Origin of the sequence: Streptomyces sp. SID5910, from assembly GCF_009862125.1 — a bacterium.
Taxonomy (GTDB): domain Bacteria; phylum Actinomycetota; class Actinomycetes; order Streptomycetales; family Streptomycetaceae; genus Streptomyces.
Genome location: NZ_WWHX01000772.1, coordinates 1 through 19,355, shown reverse-complemented (window position 1 = coordinate 19,355; position 19,355 = coordinate 1). Strand labels below are relative to the sequence as shown.

Here is a 19,355-nt window from a genome sequence, read left to right as displayed (position 1 = left end):
GTTGTGCTCCAGGTCGGCCAGGTCCATCAGGGCGGCCTCGGCCGCGTAGTCGTAGGCGAGGCGCAGATGGCCCGTCTGGGCGGCGACGACGGCCTGGCAGCACGCGGACAGGGACGAGTCCCGCACGGTCAGCGGCTCGTAGTAGGCGAAGTTGCGGGCGATCTGGTCCTCGTCGCAGTGCTCCTCGAACCAGCTGCCGCAGGTGTACATCGCGAGGACCAGGTCGGACTGCTTGATGACCTGCTTGCGGTACAGGTCGAAGTAGGGGAAGTGCAGCATCAGCGGGTACTGGTCCGCGCCGGTGTGCGCGAAGTCCCAGCGCTGGTGGCGGGTGAATCCGGCGTGCTGCTCGTGGACGCGCAGTTCGTCGTTGTACGGGATGTGCACGCTCTCGGCGGCGTCCCGCCAGGCGGCGCTCTCCTCGTCGTCGACGCCGAGCCGGGACGCGTGGTCGGGGTGGCGTTCGCAGGCGTCGGCGGCGGTGAGGAGGTTGGAGCGCGCCATGAGGTTGGTGTACGTGTTGTCGTCGGTGATGGCGCTGTACTCGTCGGGTCCGGTGACGCCGTCGATGTGGAAGACGCCGTGGTGGTCGTGGTGGCCGAGGGACCGCCACAGCCGGGCGGTCTCCACCAGGAGCTCCAGGCCCGTCTCCCGTTCGAAGTCGGTGTCGCCGGTCGCCGCCACGTACCGCACCACCGCGTGCGCGATGTCGGCGCCCACGTGGAAGGCGGCCGTGCCCGCCGGCCAGTAGGCGGAGCCCTCCGAGCCGTCGATGGTCCGCCACGGGAACGCGGCTCCGCGCAGGCCCAGCTGGGTGGCGCGGTCCCGGGCGGCGGGCAGCGTGTCCCGGCGCCAGCGCAGCGCCTCGGCGACGGCCCTGGGCTCGGTGTAGGTCAGCACGGGCAGCACGAACATCTCGGTGTCCCAGAACGCGTGTCCGTCGTATCCGGAACCGGTCAGTCCCTTGGCGGGGATGGCCCGCTGCTCGGCGCGGGCGCCGGCCTGGAGCACATGGAACAGGGCGAAGCGGACGGCCTGCTGGATCTCCTCGTCGCCGTGCACCTCGACGTCGGCCCGGGCCCAGAAGTCGTCGAGGTAGGCGCGCTGCTCGGCCACCAGCCCGTCCCAGCCGCTGTGCCCGGCGGCGGCCAGCGCCGCCTCGACCTGGTCGCTCATCGCGGGCCGGGAGCGGGCGCCGGACCAGCCGTGGGCGACCGTCTTCTGCACGCGCAGCCGCTGGCCCGGCTCCAGCACGGAGGTGATGGTCAGGCGGGCGACGTCCTCGTTGCTCTCGCTGCTGGTGGTGGTCTGGTCGGGCCCGTCGACGACGTGGTCGGCGGCCACGGCGACCCTGAGGCCGCTGCGGCGGGTGCGGTGGACCAGGCGCAGCCGGGAGCCGGCCGCCAGGTCCTCCTCCGGCTCCAGCGGGGACTTCAGCGCCTTGGCGGTGCGCGGGTCGCCGTCCGGGTCGGGCAGGCTCTCGTTGCTGACCAGCTCGGACTGGATGACCACCCGGGTCCGGCTGTCGACGGGCTCCACCTCGTACTCGACGGCGGCGATGGCCCGCTGGGTGAGGGAGACCAGCCGGGTGGAGCGCACCCGGATGGTCGTGCCGGCCGGCGAGGTCCACTCGCAGACCCGCTCCAGCACACCGCGCCGCAGGTCGAGAGTGCGTTCGTGCTTGACCAGCCGTCCGTAGCGCAGGTCGAACGGCTCGTCGTCGACCAGCAGCCGCAGCAGCTTGCCGTTGGTGACGTTGATGACGGTCTGCCCGGACTCGGGATAGCCGTAGCCGGCCTCGGCGTAGGGCAGCGGGTGCAGTTCGTGCACGCCGTTGAGGTAGCTGCCGGGCAGTCCGTGGGGTTCGCCCTCGTCGAGGTTGCCGCGCCAGCCGACGTGCCCGTTGGAGAGGGCGAAGACGGACTCGCTCTGGGCGAGGAGGTCGAGGTTGAGCGAGGTCTCGCGCACCGACCAGGGCTCGACGGCGTAGGTCCGGTTGGTGATCACGCGTGGCCTCCGAGTTCGGCGAGGTCCTTGACGACGCGGTCGGCGCCGTGGGCGTACAGGGCGTCGGTCTGGCCGACGCGGTCGACGCCGACGACGTAGCCGAAGTGCCCGGAGCGGCCGGCGTCCATGCCGGCGAGGGCGTCCTCGAAGACGGCGGCGCGGGACGGCTCGACGCCGAGGTCGCGGGCGGCGGCCAGGAAGGTGTCCGGGCGGGGTTTGCCCGGCAGTTTCCGCTCGCGCGCCACCACGCCGTCGATCCGCGCGTCGAACAGGCGCTCGGCGTCGATGGAGCGCAGGACGTCGACGGTGTTGGCGCTGGAGGAGACGATCGCGGTGGCGAGCCCGGCCGCGCGGACCGCGTCGATGTAGCGCAGGGTGCCGTCGTAGGCCTGGACGCCCTCGGTGCGGATCTTCTCCAGGACCAGCTCGTTCTTGCGGTTGCCGACCCCGTTGACCGTCTGCGCGTCCGGCGGGTCGTCGGGGCCGCCCTCGGGCAGTTCGACGCCGCGCGAGGCGAGGAAGGTGCGCACCCCGTCCGCGCGGGGTCGGCCGTCGACGTACTCGTCGTAGTCGGAGTCGGTGAACGGCCGGAAGTCCGTGCCGTCCCGCTCGCGCAGGAAGGCGTCGAACGTCTCCTTCCAGGCGGCGGCGTGCACCACCGCCGTCTTGGTGACGACCCCGTCGAGGTCGAAGAGGCAGGCCTGGATGTCGTCGGGAAGTCCGAGCTGCGTACTCATACCCGACACAGTTCCCCGTCGGGGCGCGTCCCATCGGGTGGTACGTGCCACAGGCCGGGCTCAGGCGTCCGCGATCCAGCTGCCGTGGAAACCGAGCGGCACGCGGCCGGGCAGGTGGACGCGGGCCAGCGGCCGGCTACCGAAGTCCTGGGCCGCGAGGACGACCAGGTCGGTGGCGCCACGCCCGGGGTCGTTCACGTACGCCAGGACGTAGCCGTCGTCCTCGTCCCGCGCGCCGCGCCGCGGCACGAACACCGGCTCGCTGACCGCCGCGTCCCGGGGGAAGCGGTGGAGCTGCCTGCCGCCCCGCAGCATGTCGTGCTTGACCAGGTGGTTGCTGAACTTCTCGTCCGGCCACACCCCGTCGGCGGCCTCGTACGCCCGCCACATCTCGGCCGTGCTCGCGGTGTAGGCGTAGCGGTGGCGGCGCGAGACCAGGGATTCGTTGATGCGGGGGAACTCCTGCGGGCGGTCGTCCAGCCGGCTGCCGCGCACCCGGCCGGCGCGCAGGTCGACCACCCAGCGGTCGAGCGTCGGGGAGCCGGTCGCGGAGGGCCCGCCCATGCCGCGCCCGGCGACGTGGAAGGGGGCCGGGAACCCGGTGTACTCGACCACGACGGTGTCGCCCTGGTCGTAGGCGTTGAGGGTGTGCGAGTAGTAGACCGGGTCGGTCTCGAACCAGCGTGCGGTGCCGCCGGCGCGGGGCAGCAGTCCGATGCGCATGGGGTGCCGGTCGTTCCAGATGTACGGCACCACCGCGCCCGCCTCGGCGGCGGCGCCGTCGAAGGTGATCGGTACGTCCACGATCACGACGTACTTCCCGGTAAGGGCGAAGTCGTGCATCATCGGCGCGTCCGCGACGGGGACGCGCGTGGTCCGCGCCACCCGGCCCGTCCGGTCGATCACGATGTGCCGCACGTGGTCCCACGTGGGGTGGTACGCGACGGCGTGCAGCTCGTCGGCCGCGGCGTCGTACTTGGTGTGCGCGGTGAAGGCGCCTTCGAGGGTGGCGCGGAAGTCGTACGGGCGGACGGTGCCCAGCTCGCCGTCCAGCTCGTAGGGCAGCGGCCCGCCCTCCTGCATCGCGAGGATGCGGCCCTTGTACGGGATCACGTGCGTGTTGCAGGCGAAGTCGTCCGGGGGCACCTGGCCGGGCGGGGCCTCCCCCAGCTTCGCCCTCACCTGGGAGGAGCGCACCCAGCGGTTGCGGTACCACTCCGCCCGTCCGCCGCGCAGCCGGACTCCGTGCACCATTCCGTCGCCGAGCATCCAGTGGTGGGCGCGGACGTCCTCCAGGCCCAGCGCGTTGGGGCCGTTGCGCAGGTAGCGGCCGTCCAGGTCGTGCGGGATACGGCCGGTCACCTCCAGGCCGAAGGCGGTCAGTTCCTCGGTGACCGGGGCGAAGGCCCCCGACAGGAACGGCCTCTCCCCGGTCGCGCCGCCCCGCCCCGCCGGGGTGCCGGCCTGTGCCGGGGCCGTGGAGGGGCCGAGCCCGAGACCGCTGCCGACCACACTGCCCGCCGCTGCGGCAGCGGCGCCCCCGAGAATCCTCCGCCGTGTATGACCGGCCATCACACGTCCCCGTTCCCCTGTCGGTGCCCGGCCTGTGCCGGGCTCCTGGTGACGAGGCCAACTCTCCTCCGTGGCCGCCCGCGAGGCAGTCGGCCCAGCACCCCGATCGGGGGGTGGTGCCGGCACCACCCCCCGGTACCACCCCCGGCACCGGCGCCCACCGCGGCGGCGGCCTTTCGGAGTACCGGCCTCCACTTGACCCTCCCATCGACTGCACAGCTTCTTCACTGTCACCATGTGCCTCATGACGCACATCACCAAGGGCGCCAACACCCCTGTCCCCGCTGCTCTTCTGCGGGTCGCGGTCTGTCGGCAGCACGTCCCCGGGGCGCCGGCCGTGGACGCCTCCGCCCTGCTGCTCGACGCCGCCGGCAAGGTACGCGGCGACGCCGACCTCGTCTTCTACAACCAGCCCGCGCACCCGTCGGGGGCCGTACGCCACGCGGGCACCGCCGAAGGGGGCGGACAGCTCGCCGAGTGGCTGGAAGTGGACCTGCCGCGGGTGGAGCCCTCCGTCCAGCGGGTGCTGATCGCCGGGTCCTGCGACGGCGGGGTCTTCGGTCAGGTGCCCGGGCTGCATGTGCAGGCCCTGACGGCCGAGGGCATGGTGGTGGCGCACTACACGGTGAGCGACGCGCGGAACGAGACGGCGTTCGTGCTCGGGGAGTTCTACCGCAGGAACGGGCAGTGGAAGTTCCGGGCGGTGGGCCAGGGATACGCGTCGGGACTGGCGGGACTGGCCACGGACTTCGGCATAGCCGTCGCGGAACCGGCCCCGCCGGCCGCCGCCCCGACCGCCGCCGTCCCCTTCCCGACCCCCGCACCCGCACCCGCACCCGCGATCGCCCCGCCCGCCCCGGCCTTCGCCCCGACGGCCGCCGCCTTCGCCGCCCCGCCCCCGGTGACCAGCCCCGTCGCCGCACCGGTGGACGCCGCGCCGCGCTCCCTCGGCCCCGAGTTCCCCCCGTACACCCAGCGCGGGCAGGGCAACGGCGTGGTCTCCGTGGACGCGCCCCTGCCGCCGGGGCCGGTCGTCGTCGAGGCCTGGCACCAGGGCGAGGGCTACTTCGGCATGCACACCCTCAACCGCCGCAACAAGGACGACGACCTGCTGGCCAACTCCACCCTGCGCGACTTCCGCTGCCGCGTCCTGGTCCAGCCCCCCAAGGACCGCCCCCTGCGGCTGCGCGTCGAGGCGGACAACGACTGGACGGTGCTCGTGCAGCCCCTGTCGGTGCTGCGCCACCTGGGGCCCGGCCCTCTGCACGGCTACGGCCCCGAGGTCGTCGCCTACACCGGGCCCGTGGCCGACCTGGACGTGGACTTCGCCGGCGACGAGGACGGCGGCGGATACTTCGGCCTGTGGAGCCTGGAGGCGTCGCGCCTGCACGACCTCGACGACCGTGACCTGCTGGTCAACGACACCGACCGGCTGCGGCAGACGGTCCCGATCGCCGACGGCCCGCTCCTGCTGCTCCTGGAGGCCGACGGCGCCTGGCAGCTCGACGCCCGCCCCCTGCACACGCCCGGCACGGCCACGGCGCAGGCCGACGGCGTCCACACGGGACGTGGTGAGAAGACGCTCACGCTGGTCAACCCGACGCCGGGACGGCCGGCCCTGCTGGAGTACGCCTGCCCGGGCTCCGACGGCGGTCTCGGCCACCGGCTGGTGCTGGTCGACGAGTACGACGACGAGGAGGACCTGGTCCAGGGCTACCGCCACGGGGCGCACGGCCGCACCCTGCTGTTCACCAAGGGCGAGCCGCAGGTGCGGCTGCGGCTGGCGGACGTGGGCGACTGGAGCCTGCGCCTGCTGCCAGTGGAGCAGGCGCCCCTGCTCACGGGGCCGGCCGAGGGACGGGGCAGCACGGTCTTCCGCTACGAGGGGCCGCCCGCGCTGCTCGGCCTGTGCCGGACCGTCTCCGGCGACCAGGTGGTGACGACCCGCACGGTCCAGGCCGACGGCCGGTCGAAGGTCTCCGCCGACACCAAGCGCCGCCGCCCGGTCACCGGGCCGCTGTGGGTGACGCAGGCGGGCCACTGCTACGTGCAGGTGTGGACCACCGACGAGACCGGCTGGCGGATCGAACCGGCCGGCCTGGCCACCGTGCCGGTCCTGGACCGGGCGCCGGTCGAGGGACAGGGCTACGGAGTCGTACGGAACGCCGGACCCGAGGCCGAGGTGATGGTCCAGCACGACGCGCTCGGCGGGGCCACGCTGCCGGTGCTGTGGGAGCTGGACGAACGCCTGGAACCGGTGCGCCGGATCAGTACGGCCTCCGGTCTCCAGCGCGTTCCGAGCGGGTACCTCCAGATCCGGACGTCCGGCCGCTGGGCCCTGGAGCCCCGGGGGTGAGCGCGCTCGCCCGGGTGGCACACTCTGCGGTGTGCCGCTGACTTTCGACGACCTGCTCGCCCGGGCCCGTTCCCTCCCGCGTGGCGGACGGCGCGCGGTCCTCGGCATCGCCGGGAGCCCGGGCGCCGGGAAGTCGACGCTCGCCGAGGCGCTGGTGCGGGAGCTGAACGGGGCGGGCGGGGCCTGGGCCGCGCACGTCCCGATGGACGGATTCCACCTGGCCGACGCCGAGTTGGACCGGCTCGGCCGCCGGGACCGCAAGGGCGCGCCGGACACCTTCGACGCGGCCGGGTACGCGGCACTGCTGCGCCGGCTGCGCGAGGAGGGGGACGGGGACGGGGACGGCGACACGGTCTACGCGCCCGGCTTCGAGCGGGTGCTGGAGCAGCCGCTCGCCGGGGCCGTCCCGGTGCCGCCGGCGGCCCGGCTGGTCGTGACGGAGGGCAACTACCTCCTGCTCGGCACCGGCGCGTGGCCGCGGGTGCGGTCCCGGCTCGACGAGGTGTGGTTCTGCGAGGTGCCCGAGGAGGAGCGGATCCGCCGACTGGTGGCCCGGCACGAGGAGTTCGGCAAGTCCCACGAGGCCGCGGAGGCGTGGGTGCGGGGCACCGACCAGCGCAACGCCGACCTGGTGGCCGCGACCCGCGACCGCGCCGACCTCGTCGTACCGGAGCCGGCACTGCCCCGCCCGCCGCGCTGAACCCCGCCGCGCCGCGCGACGTACCGATGGGCATGACGGACGAGGAGCGGCCGCAGCCCCATTGGCGCCGGTGCGCGGGGCCGTGGGCGGTGCCGGTGCTCGTGGCCGTGCTGCTCGCCCAGCTGGCCTTCGCGATGGTGACCACGGCGGTCCAGCAGACGCCGACGATCGACGAACCCGTGTACGTGGGGGCCGGCGTCGACTACCTGCGCGAGCACCGGCTGCGCCTCAACCCCGAACACCCGCCGCTGGGCAAGCTGGTGATCGGGGTGGGCGTCGCGCTCGCCGGTCCGCGCGTCGACGCCTCCTTCGAGGGCGGCCAGAGCGCCTGGGGGCGGCATCTGCTGTACGAGTCGGGCAACGACCCCTGGCGGCTGATGCTCTGGGCGCGGCTCCCGGTGATGGCGCTGACCCTGCTGTGCGGGCTGGTCGTGTTCGCGTTCGCCCGTGAACTGGCGGGCCGGGCGGGCGGGTTGGCGGCGCTCGCCCTGTACGCCTTCTCCCCCGACGTCGTCGCCCACGGTTCGCTCGCCACCCTCGACGCGCCCGCCGCCGGGTTCGTGCTGACGTCGGTGTGGCTGCTGTGGCGCGCCCGGCGCCGTCCCCGGCTGTATCTGCCGCTCGCCGGCCTCGCGCTGGGGGCCGCCCTGGCGACCAGGGCGAGCACCCTGCCAGCGGTGCCGGTGCTGCTGGGCCTGGCCGCCCTGTCGACGGCGGCCCGGGTGCGCGGGCGCAGGGCGGCGGTACGGGCGGCGGCGGGCGCCGTCGTCGTGGCGGTGAGCGCGGTCGCCGTCGTGTGGGCCGCGTACCTGGTGGTCGATCCGCGGCTGCGCGGGGCGGCCGGGCCGCCGCCGCCCGGCGTGCCCGGCCTCAAGGGGGCCTTGGTGGACCTGCTGCCGTTCCCGGAGGCCTACCGGGACGGGATGCGGCTCCAGTTCGGCCTGGAGCGCCACCCGTGGCAGGGCTTCCTGTTCGGCCGGCTGTACACGGGCTCGCTGTGGTACTACCTGCCGGCCGCGCTGCTGGTGAAGACGCCGCTGGGTGCGCTCGTCCTGTGGGCCGCCGGATCGGCCGCCGTGCTGGCGGTACGCCGGCTGCGGCCGGCCGCGCCGTACCTGCTGCTGCCGGCCGCCGTGCTGCTGGCGTCCGCGATGGCGGGCTCGCGGAACTTCGGCACCCGGTACGCGCTGTTCCTGCCGATGTTCCTCGCGGTCGCGGCGGGATGCGTCCTGGCGGCGCGGGTGCGGTGGGCGCCGGCCGTGACGCTCGCGCTGGTGGCGTTCGTCGCGGTCAGCTCGGTGCGGACGTACCCGTACTACCTGCCGTACGCCAACGAGGCGTTCGGCGGACCCGCCCGGACCCGGCTGCTGCTGCACGACTCGGCCGTGGACTGGGGGCAGGACCTGGGCAGGCTCGCCGACCGGCTGCGCGAGCGCTACCCGGGCGAGCGGGTCTGGCTGGTCTACAAGGGCAGCGGCGTGCCGTCCCACTACGGCATCGAGGCGGCCGACCCGCGCTCGGTGCCCGCGCGTGAGGTGCGCGGGCTGCTGGTCGTGTCGGACTCCGCGGCGGCCAAGGCGACCGGGCGGCTGGCCGCGCTGATCGACAGCAGCCGGCCCGTCGACGACGTCGGTCACTCGATCACGGTCTACCGCCGCTGACGGGCGCGGGCCGCGCGCCCGCGTCCTCAGGTCGCCGCGCTCGGGAAGCCCTCGGCGCTGACGTGGGGCAGCACGCCGCTCGCCACGCGGTAGCGGCCGTTGGGCACGTCGGCGGACTTGCCGACGTGCACCGCAAGCGGGCCCGCCCACTCGTAGCCGCGCCGCTCGGCGTGCCGGACCAGGCTGTCGGTGAGCACCTGGCCCACCCTGCCGTCATGGCGTGCCAGTTCCTCGTGGACGACCTCGGCGAGTTCGACGTCGTAGGCGTTGGGGACCATGACCCGGCCTTCGGCGCAGACCACGGCGTTGCTGTCGCACTCGGTGCGCAGGGCGTCGAGGATCTCGACGGGATCCTTGTCGACGACCCGCGCCCACAGCGCTTCCCAACGGTTCTCCAGAGCCTTCTCCAGCGCGCTGATGGCGCCCATGCGGTGTCACCTGCCGGATGTTCGGGGATCGGATGCCTTTCAGGGCCGGACGCCCTGGGGGGACGCGCGGTCGGCGCGTGGCCGCGGTGCGGTCATTCCTCGTCGTAGTCGTCGGGGCGCACATGGGCCTCTTCGAGGGCCTCGCGCATGGTCCGGCCGGTGCCGCCGGGCTGCCGCGGGGCGTTCTCGTCGCGCTGGTCGAGAACGTCGTCGGTGGTGTCGGTCTTCGGCCGGTTCTCTTCCGGGACGGTCATGGCGGCGGCTCCTCGTCGCTGGCGGCGGGTGGTTCGGTCTTCCGTGACGGCGGGTTCCCGCCCGGCGCGGTGCTATCCCCCCGGGGAGCGTGACGCCTCCCGCGCGGGGCCCCCGACCGCCCTGGACGACGCCCTGATGTGCGCGGCCGGTGGGCTATGTTGACCTCCGTGGGAGACGACAGAGGAGGCGCACCCGTGCCATCGCCGCAGCAGGCACGCGCACAGGCATCGGCGATCTCCTCGGGGCGGACGGCCCCCGAGACGGAGGTCTCCCCCACGTCCCAGCTGAGGACGCTGTTCGACCGCCCCCGGCTCTCCCCGGGCCAGCGGCGCATCGCCCAGTACCTGATCGAGAACCTCACCGAGGCGGCGTTCCTGTCGATCACGGACCTCGCCGACCGGGTGGGCGTGAGCCAGCCGTCGGTGACCCGGTTCGCGTCGGCGGTCGGCTTCAGCGGCTACCCGGCGCTGCGGGAGCGGCTCCAGTCGATCGCGCTGGGCGGCCGCGGCGGCACCCCGGCCGAGGAGAACGGCGGCAACGAGCTCCAGGCGGCCGTGGACGCCGAGATCGAGAACCTGGAGAACCTGCGGCGCGACTTCGCCGACCCCGGGCAGGTCATCGACACCGGCCGGAAACTGGCCGCGTCGGCGCCGCTGACCGTCCTCGGGCTGCGGATCTCCGTGTCCCTCGCCGAGTACTTCGCCTACGCCGCCCGCCGGGTCCACCCCGACGTCAGGCTGGTCACCCGCGGCGGCAGCGTCGCCTACGACGCCCTGCTCCAGTCCCGGGAGGCGGGCGGCACCTGGGTGCTGGCCTTCTCCCTGCCCCGGCACGCCCAGGAGACCCTCAACGCGGTCCGGGTGGCCCGCGGGGCCGGGCTGAAGGTGGCGCTGATCACCGACCTGGCGCTCGGTCCGGTGGTCGACGAGGCCGACATCACCTTCGCCACCGGCACGGGGTCGCGGCTGGTCTTCGACTCGTACGCGGCGCCCGGCGTGATGTGCGCGGCGCTGCTCCAGGCCATGACGGACGCCGACCCGGAACGGACGCAGGCCCGGCTGGAGGAGTACGAGCAGATCGCCGAGCAGCACCAGTTCTTCCTGCGGGACTGAGCCCGCCCCGCGGGACGTGCCCGGCCACCGGCTCCAGCAGGCATGAATGTTTTCATACGTCTTGCAAAGCGGATGGCATATATAAATACTGCTCACGGATCGCGGCCCGGACGCCCGGACCGCGTCCACCTGCGCGAACATCCTGGCCGCCGATTCCTACCCGCTCCGGCGCGCCCCGGGGTGTTCGGTCGGGCATCGCCTGCGCGAGCGCCCGCGGCGGTCCCGGTCCTCCCCTAGGCCGGGGCCGCCCCACAACGTCGCAGCACCCCGTCGACGCCGCACACCCGGAAGCGATGATCATGCCCCTGACGACCACGCGCATCAGCCCGGACTGGCCGTGCCAGGTCAAGAGCCCCGGCACCTACGACTGGGAGCGCTCGGCGGTCAAGTGGCTGCGCGAGCTGGTGCCGGCCCGCTACGCCGGCTACCCGGCGCTGCTCCGGCACCCCGTCCTGCTCGCCCGCCACGCGCAGATCCAGGTCCAGCACGAGCTCCGGGTGGCCCGTACCGCCCTCCAGACGGCCCGGGCCGATCTGCCGCGGCTCGGCCTGCCCGAGTCGGTCATCGAGCACACCATCAAGCTGTATCTGGCGGAGCTCGGGCAGTTGCAGCACATCGCGCGCAGCGTGCGCGCGGTCACCGAGGCCCTGACCGAGCGGGGTGCGGCCGGGCGCTGACCCCCGCCCGCGACGCCCGGGGCCACCCGGCCGGGAACGCGCCCGAGGCGGCCGGCGGACGTCCGCCCCTCGCCGCGGGGACGGGAAGGGAATCTTCTGCCGACGAGCGGCCGTCGAACCCCGGTCCGTGTGCCATGCTCGTCGCGTGACGAGCGAGCACGCCACGCCGACGGATTCCGGCGCCGCGGCCGACCTGACCTCACTGGCCGGGGTCGTCGCAGGACAGCGTGCCGAGATCGACCGGCTGCGCGACCTCGCCACCACGGCGGCCGTCGTGGCGCGGGCCGAGGGCGCCGTGATGGCGCTCACCGGCGTCTCCGCGGAGGCGGCGCGCGAGACGCTGGCTCGGCGCGCGCGGACGGAGCGGCGCACGCTGCTGGAGGAGTGCTGGATCACGCTCGGCACCCTGCCCCCGCCGCCCGGCACGGACCGCGCCCCGGACCCCGCCGGAGCACCGGCCACCAAACCGGGTGGCTTCGTCGGCAGGGCCGCACCGCCCGCCCCGCGCCTCTCCGACGCCGGTCCCGCGGACGACTCGCCTGCCGCTCCGGCCGGCCTCGCCGAGACCCTGGTGCGCGTCGGCTCCCCGCGCGAACTCGCCCGGTGCCTCCTGGAGCGGCTGGCGCCCGCTGTCGGCGCGTGCGCGGTGGTGCTCTACGCCCGGCTGCCCTCGGGCGGCCTCGAACTGGTCGGCCACGCCGGGATCGACGACTCCCTGGCCTCCCGGTGGCGGCAGGTGTCGCAGTGGAGCGGCATGCCCGCACCGGATGCCCTGCGCTCCGGTGAACCGCGCTGGCTGGACGACGTCGGGCGGGACGGCGAACGGTGGCCGCCGGCAGGTGATCCGTCCGGGCCCGGCCGGTCGCAGGCCTGGCTGCCGGTGCCGCCGGGCGATGTGTGCCTCGGGGTGCTGCGCCACGACGACCGCCCGTTCGCGCCCGGCGACCGGGACCGCCTGCGGGCCGTCGCCCGCCTGTGCGCCGGGTGGCTGCGGACGTTCGGCGGACGCACCGGGCCCGCCGGGGCCGGCACCGACGAGGCCGTGCGGCGGGTGTTCGACGCCCTGCCGGTCGCGGCCGTGTGGCTCTCGCCGGTCCGCACGCCCTCGGGGCACGTCCAGGACTTCCGGATCGACGCCGCGACCCGGCACGCCGCGCCGTTCGCCGGCGGCGACGGCACGGACCCGGTCGGCCGGCGGCTCCACCGGTGGCTGCCGGACGCGGTGGCCGAGCCGCTGCGCCAGGGGTGCCTGCGCACGCTGGCCACCGGGGAACCGTACGAGAGCGAGCCGTTCGCCAACCGGGACGTGGCGGACGGCACCGCGGAGCCGGCCGAGTACTCGGTGCGGGCGGCGCCGCTGGGCGACGGGCTCGTGCTGTCGTGGGTGCGGCACGACGCCGCCGACCGGCAGGAGCGGCGGCTGGCCGATCTGCAACGCCTGGGCGACCTCGGCTGGGCGACCTGGGACCTGGTCACCCGTGAAGCCGCCTGGTCCGACCAGGTCTTCGCCATCTTCGGCCGCGATCCCGCGAGCGGCCCGGCCGCCCTCGCCGCCCTGCCCGGCCTCGCCCTGCCGGACGACGGGCCCGCGCTGACCCGCGCCGTGCGGGCGCTGACGCGTGAGGGACGGCCGTGCGACGTCCCGTTCCGGACCAGGACGCCGGCCGGTGTACGGCATCTGCGGATCGTGGCGGAGGCGGTGGCGGACGCCGACGGCACGCCCGTCGAGGTGCACGGCTTCGTCCAGGACCTGACCGCGCGGCGCCGGGCGGAACTGGCGCTGGTCGAGAGCGAGCGGGCGATGCTGACCCAGCACGACGTGCTGCTGGCCGAGCGGACACTGGCCGCCCGGTTGCAGGACGCGCTGCTGCCCCTGCCCCGGCGCCCCGTCCGGCCGGCCGGGCTGCGCGTCGAGGTCGCCTACCTTCCCGCGCAGGCGGGCGTGCAGGTCGGCGGTGACTGGTTCAGTGCCATAGAACTCCCGGACGGGGACGCCCTGTTCGTGGTCGGGGACGTCGCCGGTCACGGTGTGGACGCCGTCGCCACGATGGCCCAGCTGCGCTTCACCGCCAAGGGCATGGTCGTCACGGGGTTCTCGCTGACCGGCGCGCTGGCCCGCCTCAACACGCTGCTGCTGCACTCCCGGGACGCCCACGGCACCGCGAGCATGGTCCTGGCCCGCTACTCGCCCGGGCGGCGCCGGCTGGTGTGGGCGCAGGCCGGTCATCTGCCGCCGCTGCTGCTGCGTGCCGGCCAGGCCCGCTACCTGGACCGGCCGAAGGGCATCCTGCTGGGGGCGACCACCACCCCGGTCTTCGCGGAGGCGGAATGCCTCCTGGAGCCGGGCGACCGTCTCCTCCTCTATACGGACGGCCTGGTGGAGCGGCCTCCCGACGGCATCGACCGGGGTCTCGAACGGCTCGCCCGGGCCGCCGCGGCCCACGAGGCCGGCACCGCGGGCACCCTGGAACCGCTGCTGGCGGCGCTGCTGCCCGAGGACGAACTCCGGGACGACGTCTGCGTCCTGGACATACAGGTGCCGGACGCTCCGGCCCGGCGGCCGTAGGCGCTACGTCAGTCCACCGGGTGGCCGGCCTCGATGGTGCGGGCGTCGCTGAGCCGCAGCAGCGGCCCGCCGGACGTCCCGCTGCCGCCCCACTCGACCGGGTCGAGGACGAAACCGACGTGGTCGCCGCCGGGCGTCCGCTCCACGACCCGGCCGACGAACCACGCCTCGGTGTCCTCCAGGAGGACGGCCCCGCCGTACCCGTGGCGCCGGCGGACCTGCCGGAACTTGTCCACGTCGTCGCCGGTCTGGCCGCCGAACACCTCGGCGAGCGCGTGCTGTTCGCGGGCGAGCAGGTGGACGGCCAGGTACTCGGCGGACCCGGCCACCCGGAAGGTCCGGTTGACCTCGGACAGCCACACGACGAACCGCACGGGTTCCATGGAGCACTGGGAGGCGAAGCCGACCAGGCAGCCCGCCTCCTCCCCGTCCGCGGCCGCCGTCACCACGCACATGTCCGGGTCGAGCCGGTCGAGAAACACGTCCATGTCGGCCATGCTAGGCGGGCCGGGTCCGTCAGGCGTCGAGCAGGCGGTGCAGGGCGGCCTTCGTCGCCGCCACGAAGGCGTCCCGGCGCGGCTCGTCGAGGACGTCCAGCGACAGATACGGGTTGAGGTCCTCCAGCTCGACCAGCAGCAGCGCGCCGCCGGGAGCGCGGCAGGCGTCGACGCGCTGGATGCCGTGCTCGATGCCGTTCCACTCGATGAACCGCCGTGCGAACTCCAGGTCCCGCGGCGTGGCTTCGTAGGGTTCGAGCCGCCAGCGCCGGGCGGGGTCGGGCGCGTAGAGGGCGTACTGGAAGTCGTGGTCGACGAAGTAGAAGGACACCTCGTAGGCGAAGTCGACGCGCGGCTGGACGAGGACGTGACCGGCTTCCGCGCGCACCGCCTCGCGGACGCGGTCCGCCGGGACGAACCGCAGCCCCAGGGAGTCGGCGCCCAGCTTCGGCTTCACGACGTACTCCTCGGCGGCGGGCAGCCGGTCCAGGTGCTCGGGCCGGTCGACGGTGGGGATGACGGGGTGTCCGGCGGCCGTCAGGTCGAGCAGGTACTGCTTGCCGGCCATGTCCGCGCGGCCGGTGAGCTGGTTGTAGACGCGGGTGCCGCGGGCGGCCGCCCGTTCGCGGAAGGCGTCGTACGCGGCCAGGTGACCCAGCACCGGGCCGCTGTTGCGGACGACGACGGCGTCGAAGCCGTCGAGCAGCGCGGCGGCGTCGCGCGGGTCGCACAGGGCCAGGTCGAAGCCCTCCCGCAGCCGGGAGGTGAGGAAGATGTCCTCGTCGCAGTAGCGCCGCCCCTGGGCCTGATAGGCGAGGTCGGTGACGTAGAGGACGCGGGGGCGGGCGGACGGCATACGGAACTCCTCGGGTCGATCGCGAGTGATCGTATGTGAGCACCGCGGAGAGCCAGGCGGGGCCCGCACCCCTTCCCCCTGCACTCAGTGCCACATTCTCTCCACGAACCACGGCACTTCTCCCCCGCAGACCAGCAATTCGGCGGCAGACGGCATCTTTACGCGTGGCACTCGGTGCCATACTCTGTCGTCGTGCACGGTGGCACGGTCCTCCGAGCACACGCGTGCCCGGGCGATCGCGCACGCGGGATTCCGGCCCGAGTGCAGGGAGTTGACAGCGTGTACCACCCCTCAGGAAGCGTCGCTCAGCAGGCAGCCGGCTCCGCGACGGCCGTGCTCGATCCCAAGGGTCCGGAGGGCAGGGCCCAGGAGAGCGAGGCCATCTGGTTCCAGCGCTGCACCTGGTGCGGCACCTCGATGTTCCACCGGCTGCTGTGTCCGGTCTGCCGCGGCAGCGATCTGCGCACGGAGCGCAGCGAGGGCACGGGGACGGTGCGGCACACCACGGTGGTGCACCGCAACACCCCCGCGGCGCGCAATGTGTCGCTGATCGAGATGGCCGAGGGGTTCGTCGTGCGCGGCCGGGTGACCGGTCCGCTCATCGGCATCCACAGCGGGGACCGGGTGCGCCTGTCCACGGCCAAGGACCCGGTGCGGGGCGAGCCGGTCTTCCAGCTGGTCGACGAGCCCTACCGCGCCTGGACCTGAGCCCGGGTGCTCACGGCGTGAGCGTGATCGTGATCCCCACGGTGCCGTCCAGGCCCCGGCGCAGCCGGCTGCCGAGGAGGGTGAGCCGGCCGACGATGCCGTACTTGCGGGCGATGAGCCCGCGGTAGCGGCCGGCCGTGGCCGCGTCGCCGATCTCGGCGGTCGCGGGGATCTGGTCGCCGGTCGGATTGCCCCGCACGTCGCAGGGGCCGACCAGGACGTCGGCGCGCTTGCGGATGCGCTTGACCTTCCAGGAGTCGGCGGCCGTCCACGCGCCGAGCACGTCCCCGTCGCGCACGACCCACACCGGGGTGGCGACCGGGGTGCCGTTCTTGCGGTAGCTGGTGACCAACAGGTACTTGCCGGCACCGAGCCGGGCCAGTGACGCCTCGTCCATGGTCCGGAAGTCTAGGCCCGCCCACCCGGGCGTGTTACCCGTACGCGACAAGTCCGCGCGCCGCGGCTCACGTCGGGGCCCCTCAGGCTCACGCCAGGGCCGCCGCCATCCTCCGTACCGCCTCCGTGACGACCTCCGGCGAGGTGGCGAGGTTGAGCCGGACGTGTCCCGCCCCGCCGGTGCCGAAGTCCGGTCCCGGGCTGAGTGCCACCCGGCCGCGCCGGCCGGCGCGCTGAACGCGGCCCTTCCCGGGCCCGTATGGAGGGAGGGCGCTCGACGTCCGCGGCCCCCGCGGTGTGACGCCGCGTATCCGGGTTCGGGAGCGCACGCATGAGGCACGCACGACGACGCATCGTCCGGCGAGTGGCACGGCTGGCCGCCGTCGGCGGACTCCTGCTGGGCGGCACGATGGTCACCCGGGCTGTGGCGAGCGAGCCTCCACACGCACCGGCCGCCCCGCGCACGTCGGCCGGGCCGGCGTCCGGCACCGGCGGCGCCCTCGTGGACCGCCTCGGTGCCTCCCGTACGGCGGGCCACTGGATCGGCTCCGACGGGCGCCCGGTCGTCGCCGTCACCGACGCCGGGGCGGCCGGCGAGGTGCGGCGGGCGGGCGCCGAGGCGCAGGTCGTCGCGCACAGCATGACGGAGCTGAAGTCGGCGGCGTCCGCGCTGCGTTCGGCACCCCGGGTGGCGGGCACGGCGTGGGCCCTCGACTACCGGTCGAACGCGGTGGTGGTACGGGGTGACAGCACCGTCTCCGGGGCCGACTGGGCACGGCTGACCCGGGTCGCGGAGGGCATCGGCGGTTTCGTCCGCATGGAACGCACCGAGGGCGCGTTCACGACGCGGCTGAACGGGGCGCGGCCGATCCTGTCGACGGCCGGCCGCTGCTCGGCGGGGTTCAACGTGACGGACGGCAAGAGCGACTTCATCCTCACCGCCGGTCACTGCGGGCCGACGGGGTCGGTCTGGTTCGGCGCCGGCGGGGGCGACCGGCAGCTCGGGACGACGGTCGCCGGGAGTTTCCCGGGGGACGACTTCTCCCTGGTGGCGTACGAGGGTGGCAGGGCGGGGGACGGCGCCGGCGTGGTGGCGGTCGGCGACGGCAAGGGGGTGCGGATCACCGGCACGGGCGAAGCGGCCGTCGGGCAGCGGGTGTTCCGCAGCGGCAGTACGAGCGGACTGCGCGACGGTCAGGTCACCGCGCTCGACGCGACGGTCAACTACCCGGAGGGCACGGTCTCCGGCCTCATCCAGACGAACGTGTGCGCCGAACCCGGGGACAGCGGAGGCCCGATGTTCTCCGAGGGGATCGCGCTCGGTGTGACCTCGGGCGGCAGCGGCGACTGCGCCAAGGGCGGTACGACGTTCTTCCAGCCGGTGACGGAGGCGCTGACGTCGCTCGGCATGCGGATGATCGTCTCGTCGCCGGACGGGTCGGGGCAGCGTGCCGCGCCGCCCGCGGCCGCCGGCGCTCCGGGTACGGCGTCGCCGGGCACGCCGGCGCAGGTGACGGGGCTCGACGGCGCCACGCTGCTGTCCCGGCTCACGGACCGGCGCAACGTCGGCCCGGGTCTGCTGGTGATCGCGGGCAGCCTGATCGCGTTGGCGGGCACCCGATGGCTGCGGGCCGAGCAGGACCGCAAGGCGTACCGGCGGTACTACTCGGCCACGTGGGGGTGAGTCGCGAGGGACACTCGGCTGTGTGAGGCGGGACACTCGGCGGCGCGGGGCCGGATGGCGAGGGTCGCCGGGGAGGCTCGGGCGGTCAGGCGGCGTTCGCCGGCTCGGGGGCCGCGGCGGCCCACTCCAGGACGAGCCGCTGGTACTCCTCGCGCTGCTCGACGCTCAGTGTCCCGCCCGACCGGAGCCACAGGGCCCGGATCTCCTCGTTGACCTCGGCAGCCGATCGCTCGGAGGAGGGCTCAACAGTGGTGGACATGCTGTGAAGCATACGGCGCCGGGCGTGAAGACGATGTGAGTAATCGCGAGCCAAACGGACATATCAGACCGTGTTACTGGTCACGTCGATCTTCCCATCTGTCAAGACCCGGCGGCGAGTTCGTTCCTGATGCCCCGTGTGCGGGTACGGCGTCGACGTGTCGGCCGTCACCCGGCGGGCCGGCCCACCCACGACCAGCGAAGGGCACGCACGCCATGACCTTCTCCCTCGGCATCGTCGGCGCCGGTCAGTTCTCCGGCCGGTTCGCCAGGCTGTTCCTGGCCCATCCCGGAGTGAGCGACGTGTACGTCACCGACCTGATCCCGGAGCGGGCCGAAGGGCTCGCCGCCGCCGAAGGCCTCGCCGGCACGTTCCCCGACTACGAGGCGATGCTGGAGTCGGCGGCGGTCGACGCCGTCGCCATCTTCACGCAGCGTTGGACCCACGGCCCGCTGGTCCTCCAGGGGCTGGCCGCGGGCAAGCACGTCTATTCGACGGTCCCCATGGCGATCAGCGCCCAGGAGATCGCGGAGATCATCGACGCGGTCCGGGCGACCGGGCTGACGTACATGATGGGTGAGACCAGTCACTACCACCCGGCCACCGTGCACGCCCGCGACCGAATCGCCGAGGGCGCCTTCGGCCGGGTCTTCTACGCCGAGGGCGACTACGTCCACGACATGGACCTGGGCTTCTACGACGCCTACCGGCACAGCGGCGGCGAGGAGTGGAGGTCGACCGCCAGCTATCCGCCGATGCTCTACCCGACGCACTCGGTGGGCGGGGTGCTGGGCGCCTGGCGGACGCACGCGGTGAGCGTCTCGGCGATCGGCGTGGTGGACGAGCGCGGGGACGAGGTCTTCGACCGGTCGGTCAGCCGGTTC

18 protein-coding genes and 1 pseudogene are annotated in these 19,355 nt (G+C 74.2%); 9 read left to right on the top strand and 10 right to left on the bottom strand.

The features are described 5' to 3' along the window. The 3 genes from GTW67_RS27290 to GTW67_RS27280 all read right to left on the bottom strand — a co-directional run. Nucleotides 1–2,007, bottom strand: a 2,007-nt coding sequence (locus GTW67_RS27290) for a glycoside hydrolase family 65 protein (RefSeq protein ID WP_161167440.1), incomplete at its 3' end; no start/stop codon positions are given. Then, the gene (locus GTW67_RS27285; RefSeq protein WP_161167439.1) at nucleotides 2,004–2,744 is read right to left on the bottom strand and encodes a beta-phosphoglucomutase family hydrolase; all 741 of its coding nucleotides are present in this window, start codon (nucleotides 2,742–2,744) and stop codon (nucleotides 2,004–2,006) included. The genes GTW67_RS27285 and GTW67_RS27290, both read right to left, overlap by 4 nt. Before the next feature lie 60 nt (nucleotides 2,745–2,804). Then, nucleotides 2,805–4,316 carry a carotenoid oxygenase family protein gene (locus tag GTW67_RS27280; protein ID WP_161167438.1) on the bottom strand — a complete coding sequence of 504 codons (1,512 nt, stop codon included), beginning with the start codon at nucleotides 4,314–4,316 and terminating at the stop codon, nucleotides 2,805–2,807. 244 nt (nucleotides 4,317–4,560) lie between these two features. Between GTW67_RS27280 and GTW67_RS37900 the strand changes: the two genes are divergently transcribed. Genes GTW67_RS37900 through GTW67_RS27265 form a run of 3 tightly spaced genes read left to right on the top strand, consistent with a single transcriptional unit; the run spans nucleotide 4,561 to nucleotide 9,033 of the window. Beyond that, nucleotides 4,561–6,672, top strand: coding sequence for a TerD family protein (locus GTW67_RS37900; RefSeq protein ID WP_237519056.1), 2,112 nt, complete (start codon nucleotides 4,561–4,563; stop codon nucleotides 6,670–6,672). 31 nt (nucleotides 6,673–6,703) lie between these two features. Beyond that, nucleotides 6,704–7,372: a nucleoside/nucleotide kinase family protein gene (locus tag GTW67_RS27270; RefSeq protein WP_161167437.1), complete on the top strand. Its 669-nt coding sequence runs from the start codon at nucleotides 6,704–6,706 to the stop codon at nucleotides 7,370–7,372. Between the two features lie 32 nt (nucleotides 7,373–7,404). Next, entirely contained in the window at nucleotides 7,405–9,033 is a 1,629-nt protein-coding gene (locus tag GTW67_RS27265) for a phospholipid carrier-dependent glycosyltransferase (RefSeq protein WP_237519055.1), read from the top strand. A gap of 26 nt (nucleotides 9,034–9,059) precedes the next feature. Here the strand turns inward: GTW67_RS27265 and GTW67_RS27260 are convergent, their stop codons facing one another. Both GTW67_RS27260 and GTW67_RS37140 read right to left on the bottom strand, forming a co-directional pair. Then, complete coding sequence (locus GTW67_RS27260) at nucleotides 9,060–9,461, bottom strand: DUF3662 domain-containing protein (RefSeq protein ID WP_161167435.1); 402 nt, start codon at nucleotides 9,459–9,461, stop codon at nucleotides 9,060–9,062. Between the two features lie 92 nt (nucleotides 9,462–9,553). After that, a complete protein-coding gene (locus GTW67_RS37140) occupies nucleotides 9,554–9,715 on the bottom strand; it encodes a hypothetical protein (RefSeq protein WP_202437757.1) in 162 nt (53 codons plus the stop codon). A gap of 195 nt (nucleotides 9,716–9,910) precedes the next feature. Here GTW67_RS37140 and GTW67_RS27255 point away from each other — a divergent pair, with 195 nt between their 5' ends. From GTW67_RS27255 to GTW67_RS27245, 3 genes are all read left to right on the top strand, one after another. Beyond that, nucleotides 9,911–10,828, top strand: a complete 918-nt coding sequence (locus GTW67_RS27255; RefSeq protein WP_161167434.1) for an SIS domain-containing protein — start codon at nucleotides 9,911–9,913, stop codon at nucleotides 10,826–10,828. A gap of 293 nt (nucleotides 10,829–11,121) precedes the next feature. After that, nucleotides 11,122–11,505, top strand: coding sequence for a hypothetical protein (locus GTW67_RS27250; RefSeq protein ID WP_202437755.1), 384 nt, complete (start codon nucleotides 11,122–11,124; stop codon nucleotides 11,503–11,505). 145 nt (nucleotides 11,506–11,650) lie between these two features. Next, nucleotides 11,651–14,071 carry a SpoIIE family protein phosphatase gene (locus GTW67_RS27245; RefSeq protein WP_161167432.1) on the top strand — a complete coding sequence of 807 codons (2,421 nt, stop codon included), beginning with the start codon at nucleotides 11,651–11,653 and terminating at the stop codon, nucleotides 14,069–14,071. Between the two features lie 8 nt (nucleotides 14,072–14,079). Here the strand turns inward: GTW67_RS27245 and GTW67_RS27240 are convergent, their stop codons facing one another. Next, the gene (locus tag GTW67_RS27240) at nucleotides 14,080–14,568 is read right to left on the bottom strand and encodes a flavin reductase family protein (RefSeq protein WP_161167431.1); all 489 of its coding nucleotides are present in this window, start codon (nucleotides 14,566–14,568) and stop codon (nucleotides 14,080–14,082) included. A 19-nt stretch (nucleotides 14,569–14,587) separates the two neighbouring features. Next, nucleotides 14,588–15,424 (bottom strand): ATP-grasp domain-containing protein, encoded by an 837-nt coding sequence (locus tag GTW67_RS27235; RefSeq protein WP_161167430.1) that lies wholly within the window; start codon nucleotides 15,422–15,424, stop codon nucleotides 14,588–14,590. A gap of 279 nt (nucleotides 15,425–15,703) precedes the next feature. On the opposite strand from GTW67_RS27235, the gene GTW67_RS27230 reads away from it, so the two are divergent. Beyond that, nucleotides 15,704–16,132 carry a zinc ribbon domain-containing protein gene (locus GTW67_RS27230; protein ID WP_161167429.1) on the top strand — a complete coding sequence of 143 codons (429 nt, stop codon included), beginning with the start codon at nucleotides 15,704–15,706 and terminating at the stop codon, nucleotides 16,130–16,132. A 10-nt stretch (nucleotides 16,133–16,142) separates the two neighbouring features. Here the strand turns inward: GTW67_RS27230 and GTW67_RS27225 are convergent, their stop codons facing one another. Further along, nucleotides 16,143–16,529 carry a PPOX class F420-dependent oxidoreductase gene (locus GTW67_RS27225; protein WP_161167428.1) on the bottom strand — a complete coding sequence of 129 codons (387 nt, stop codon included), beginning with the start codon at nucleotides 16,527–16,529 and terminating at the stop codon, nucleotides 16,143–16,145. Between the two features lie 88 nt (nucleotides 16,530–16,617). Beyond that, a pseudogene (locus GTW67_RS27220) lies at nucleotides 16,618–16,749 on the bottom strand (pyridoxal phosphate-dependent aminotransferase); the annotation flags it as partial. 110 nt (nucleotides 16,750–16,859) lie between these two features. On the opposite strand from GTW67_RS27220, the gene GTW67_RS27215 reads away from it, so the two are divergent. Continuing rightward, nucleotides 16,860–18,212 (top strand): S1 family peptidase, encoded by a 1,353-nt coding sequence (locus tag GTW67_RS27215; RefSeq protein ID WP_161167427.1) that lies wholly within the window; start codon nucleotides 16,860–16,862, stop codon nucleotides 18,210–18,212. A gap of 85 nt (nucleotides 18,213–18,297) precedes the next feature. Here GTW67_RS27215 and GTW67_RS27210 read toward each other — a convergent pair whose 3' ends face one another. Next, a complete protein-coding gene (locus GTW67_RS27210; RefSeq protein ID WP_161167426.1) occupies nucleotides 18,298–18,483 on the bottom strand; it encodes a hypothetical protein in 186 nt (61 codons plus the stop codon). A 203-nt stretch (nucleotides 18,484–18,686) separates the two neighbouring features. Here GTW67_RS27210 and GTW67_RS27205 point away from each other — a divergent pair. Then, on the top strand, nucleotides 18,687–19,355 hold a 669-nt coding region (locus GTW67_RS27205), incomplete at its 3' end, for a Gfo/Idh/MocA family protein (protein ID WP_161167425.1).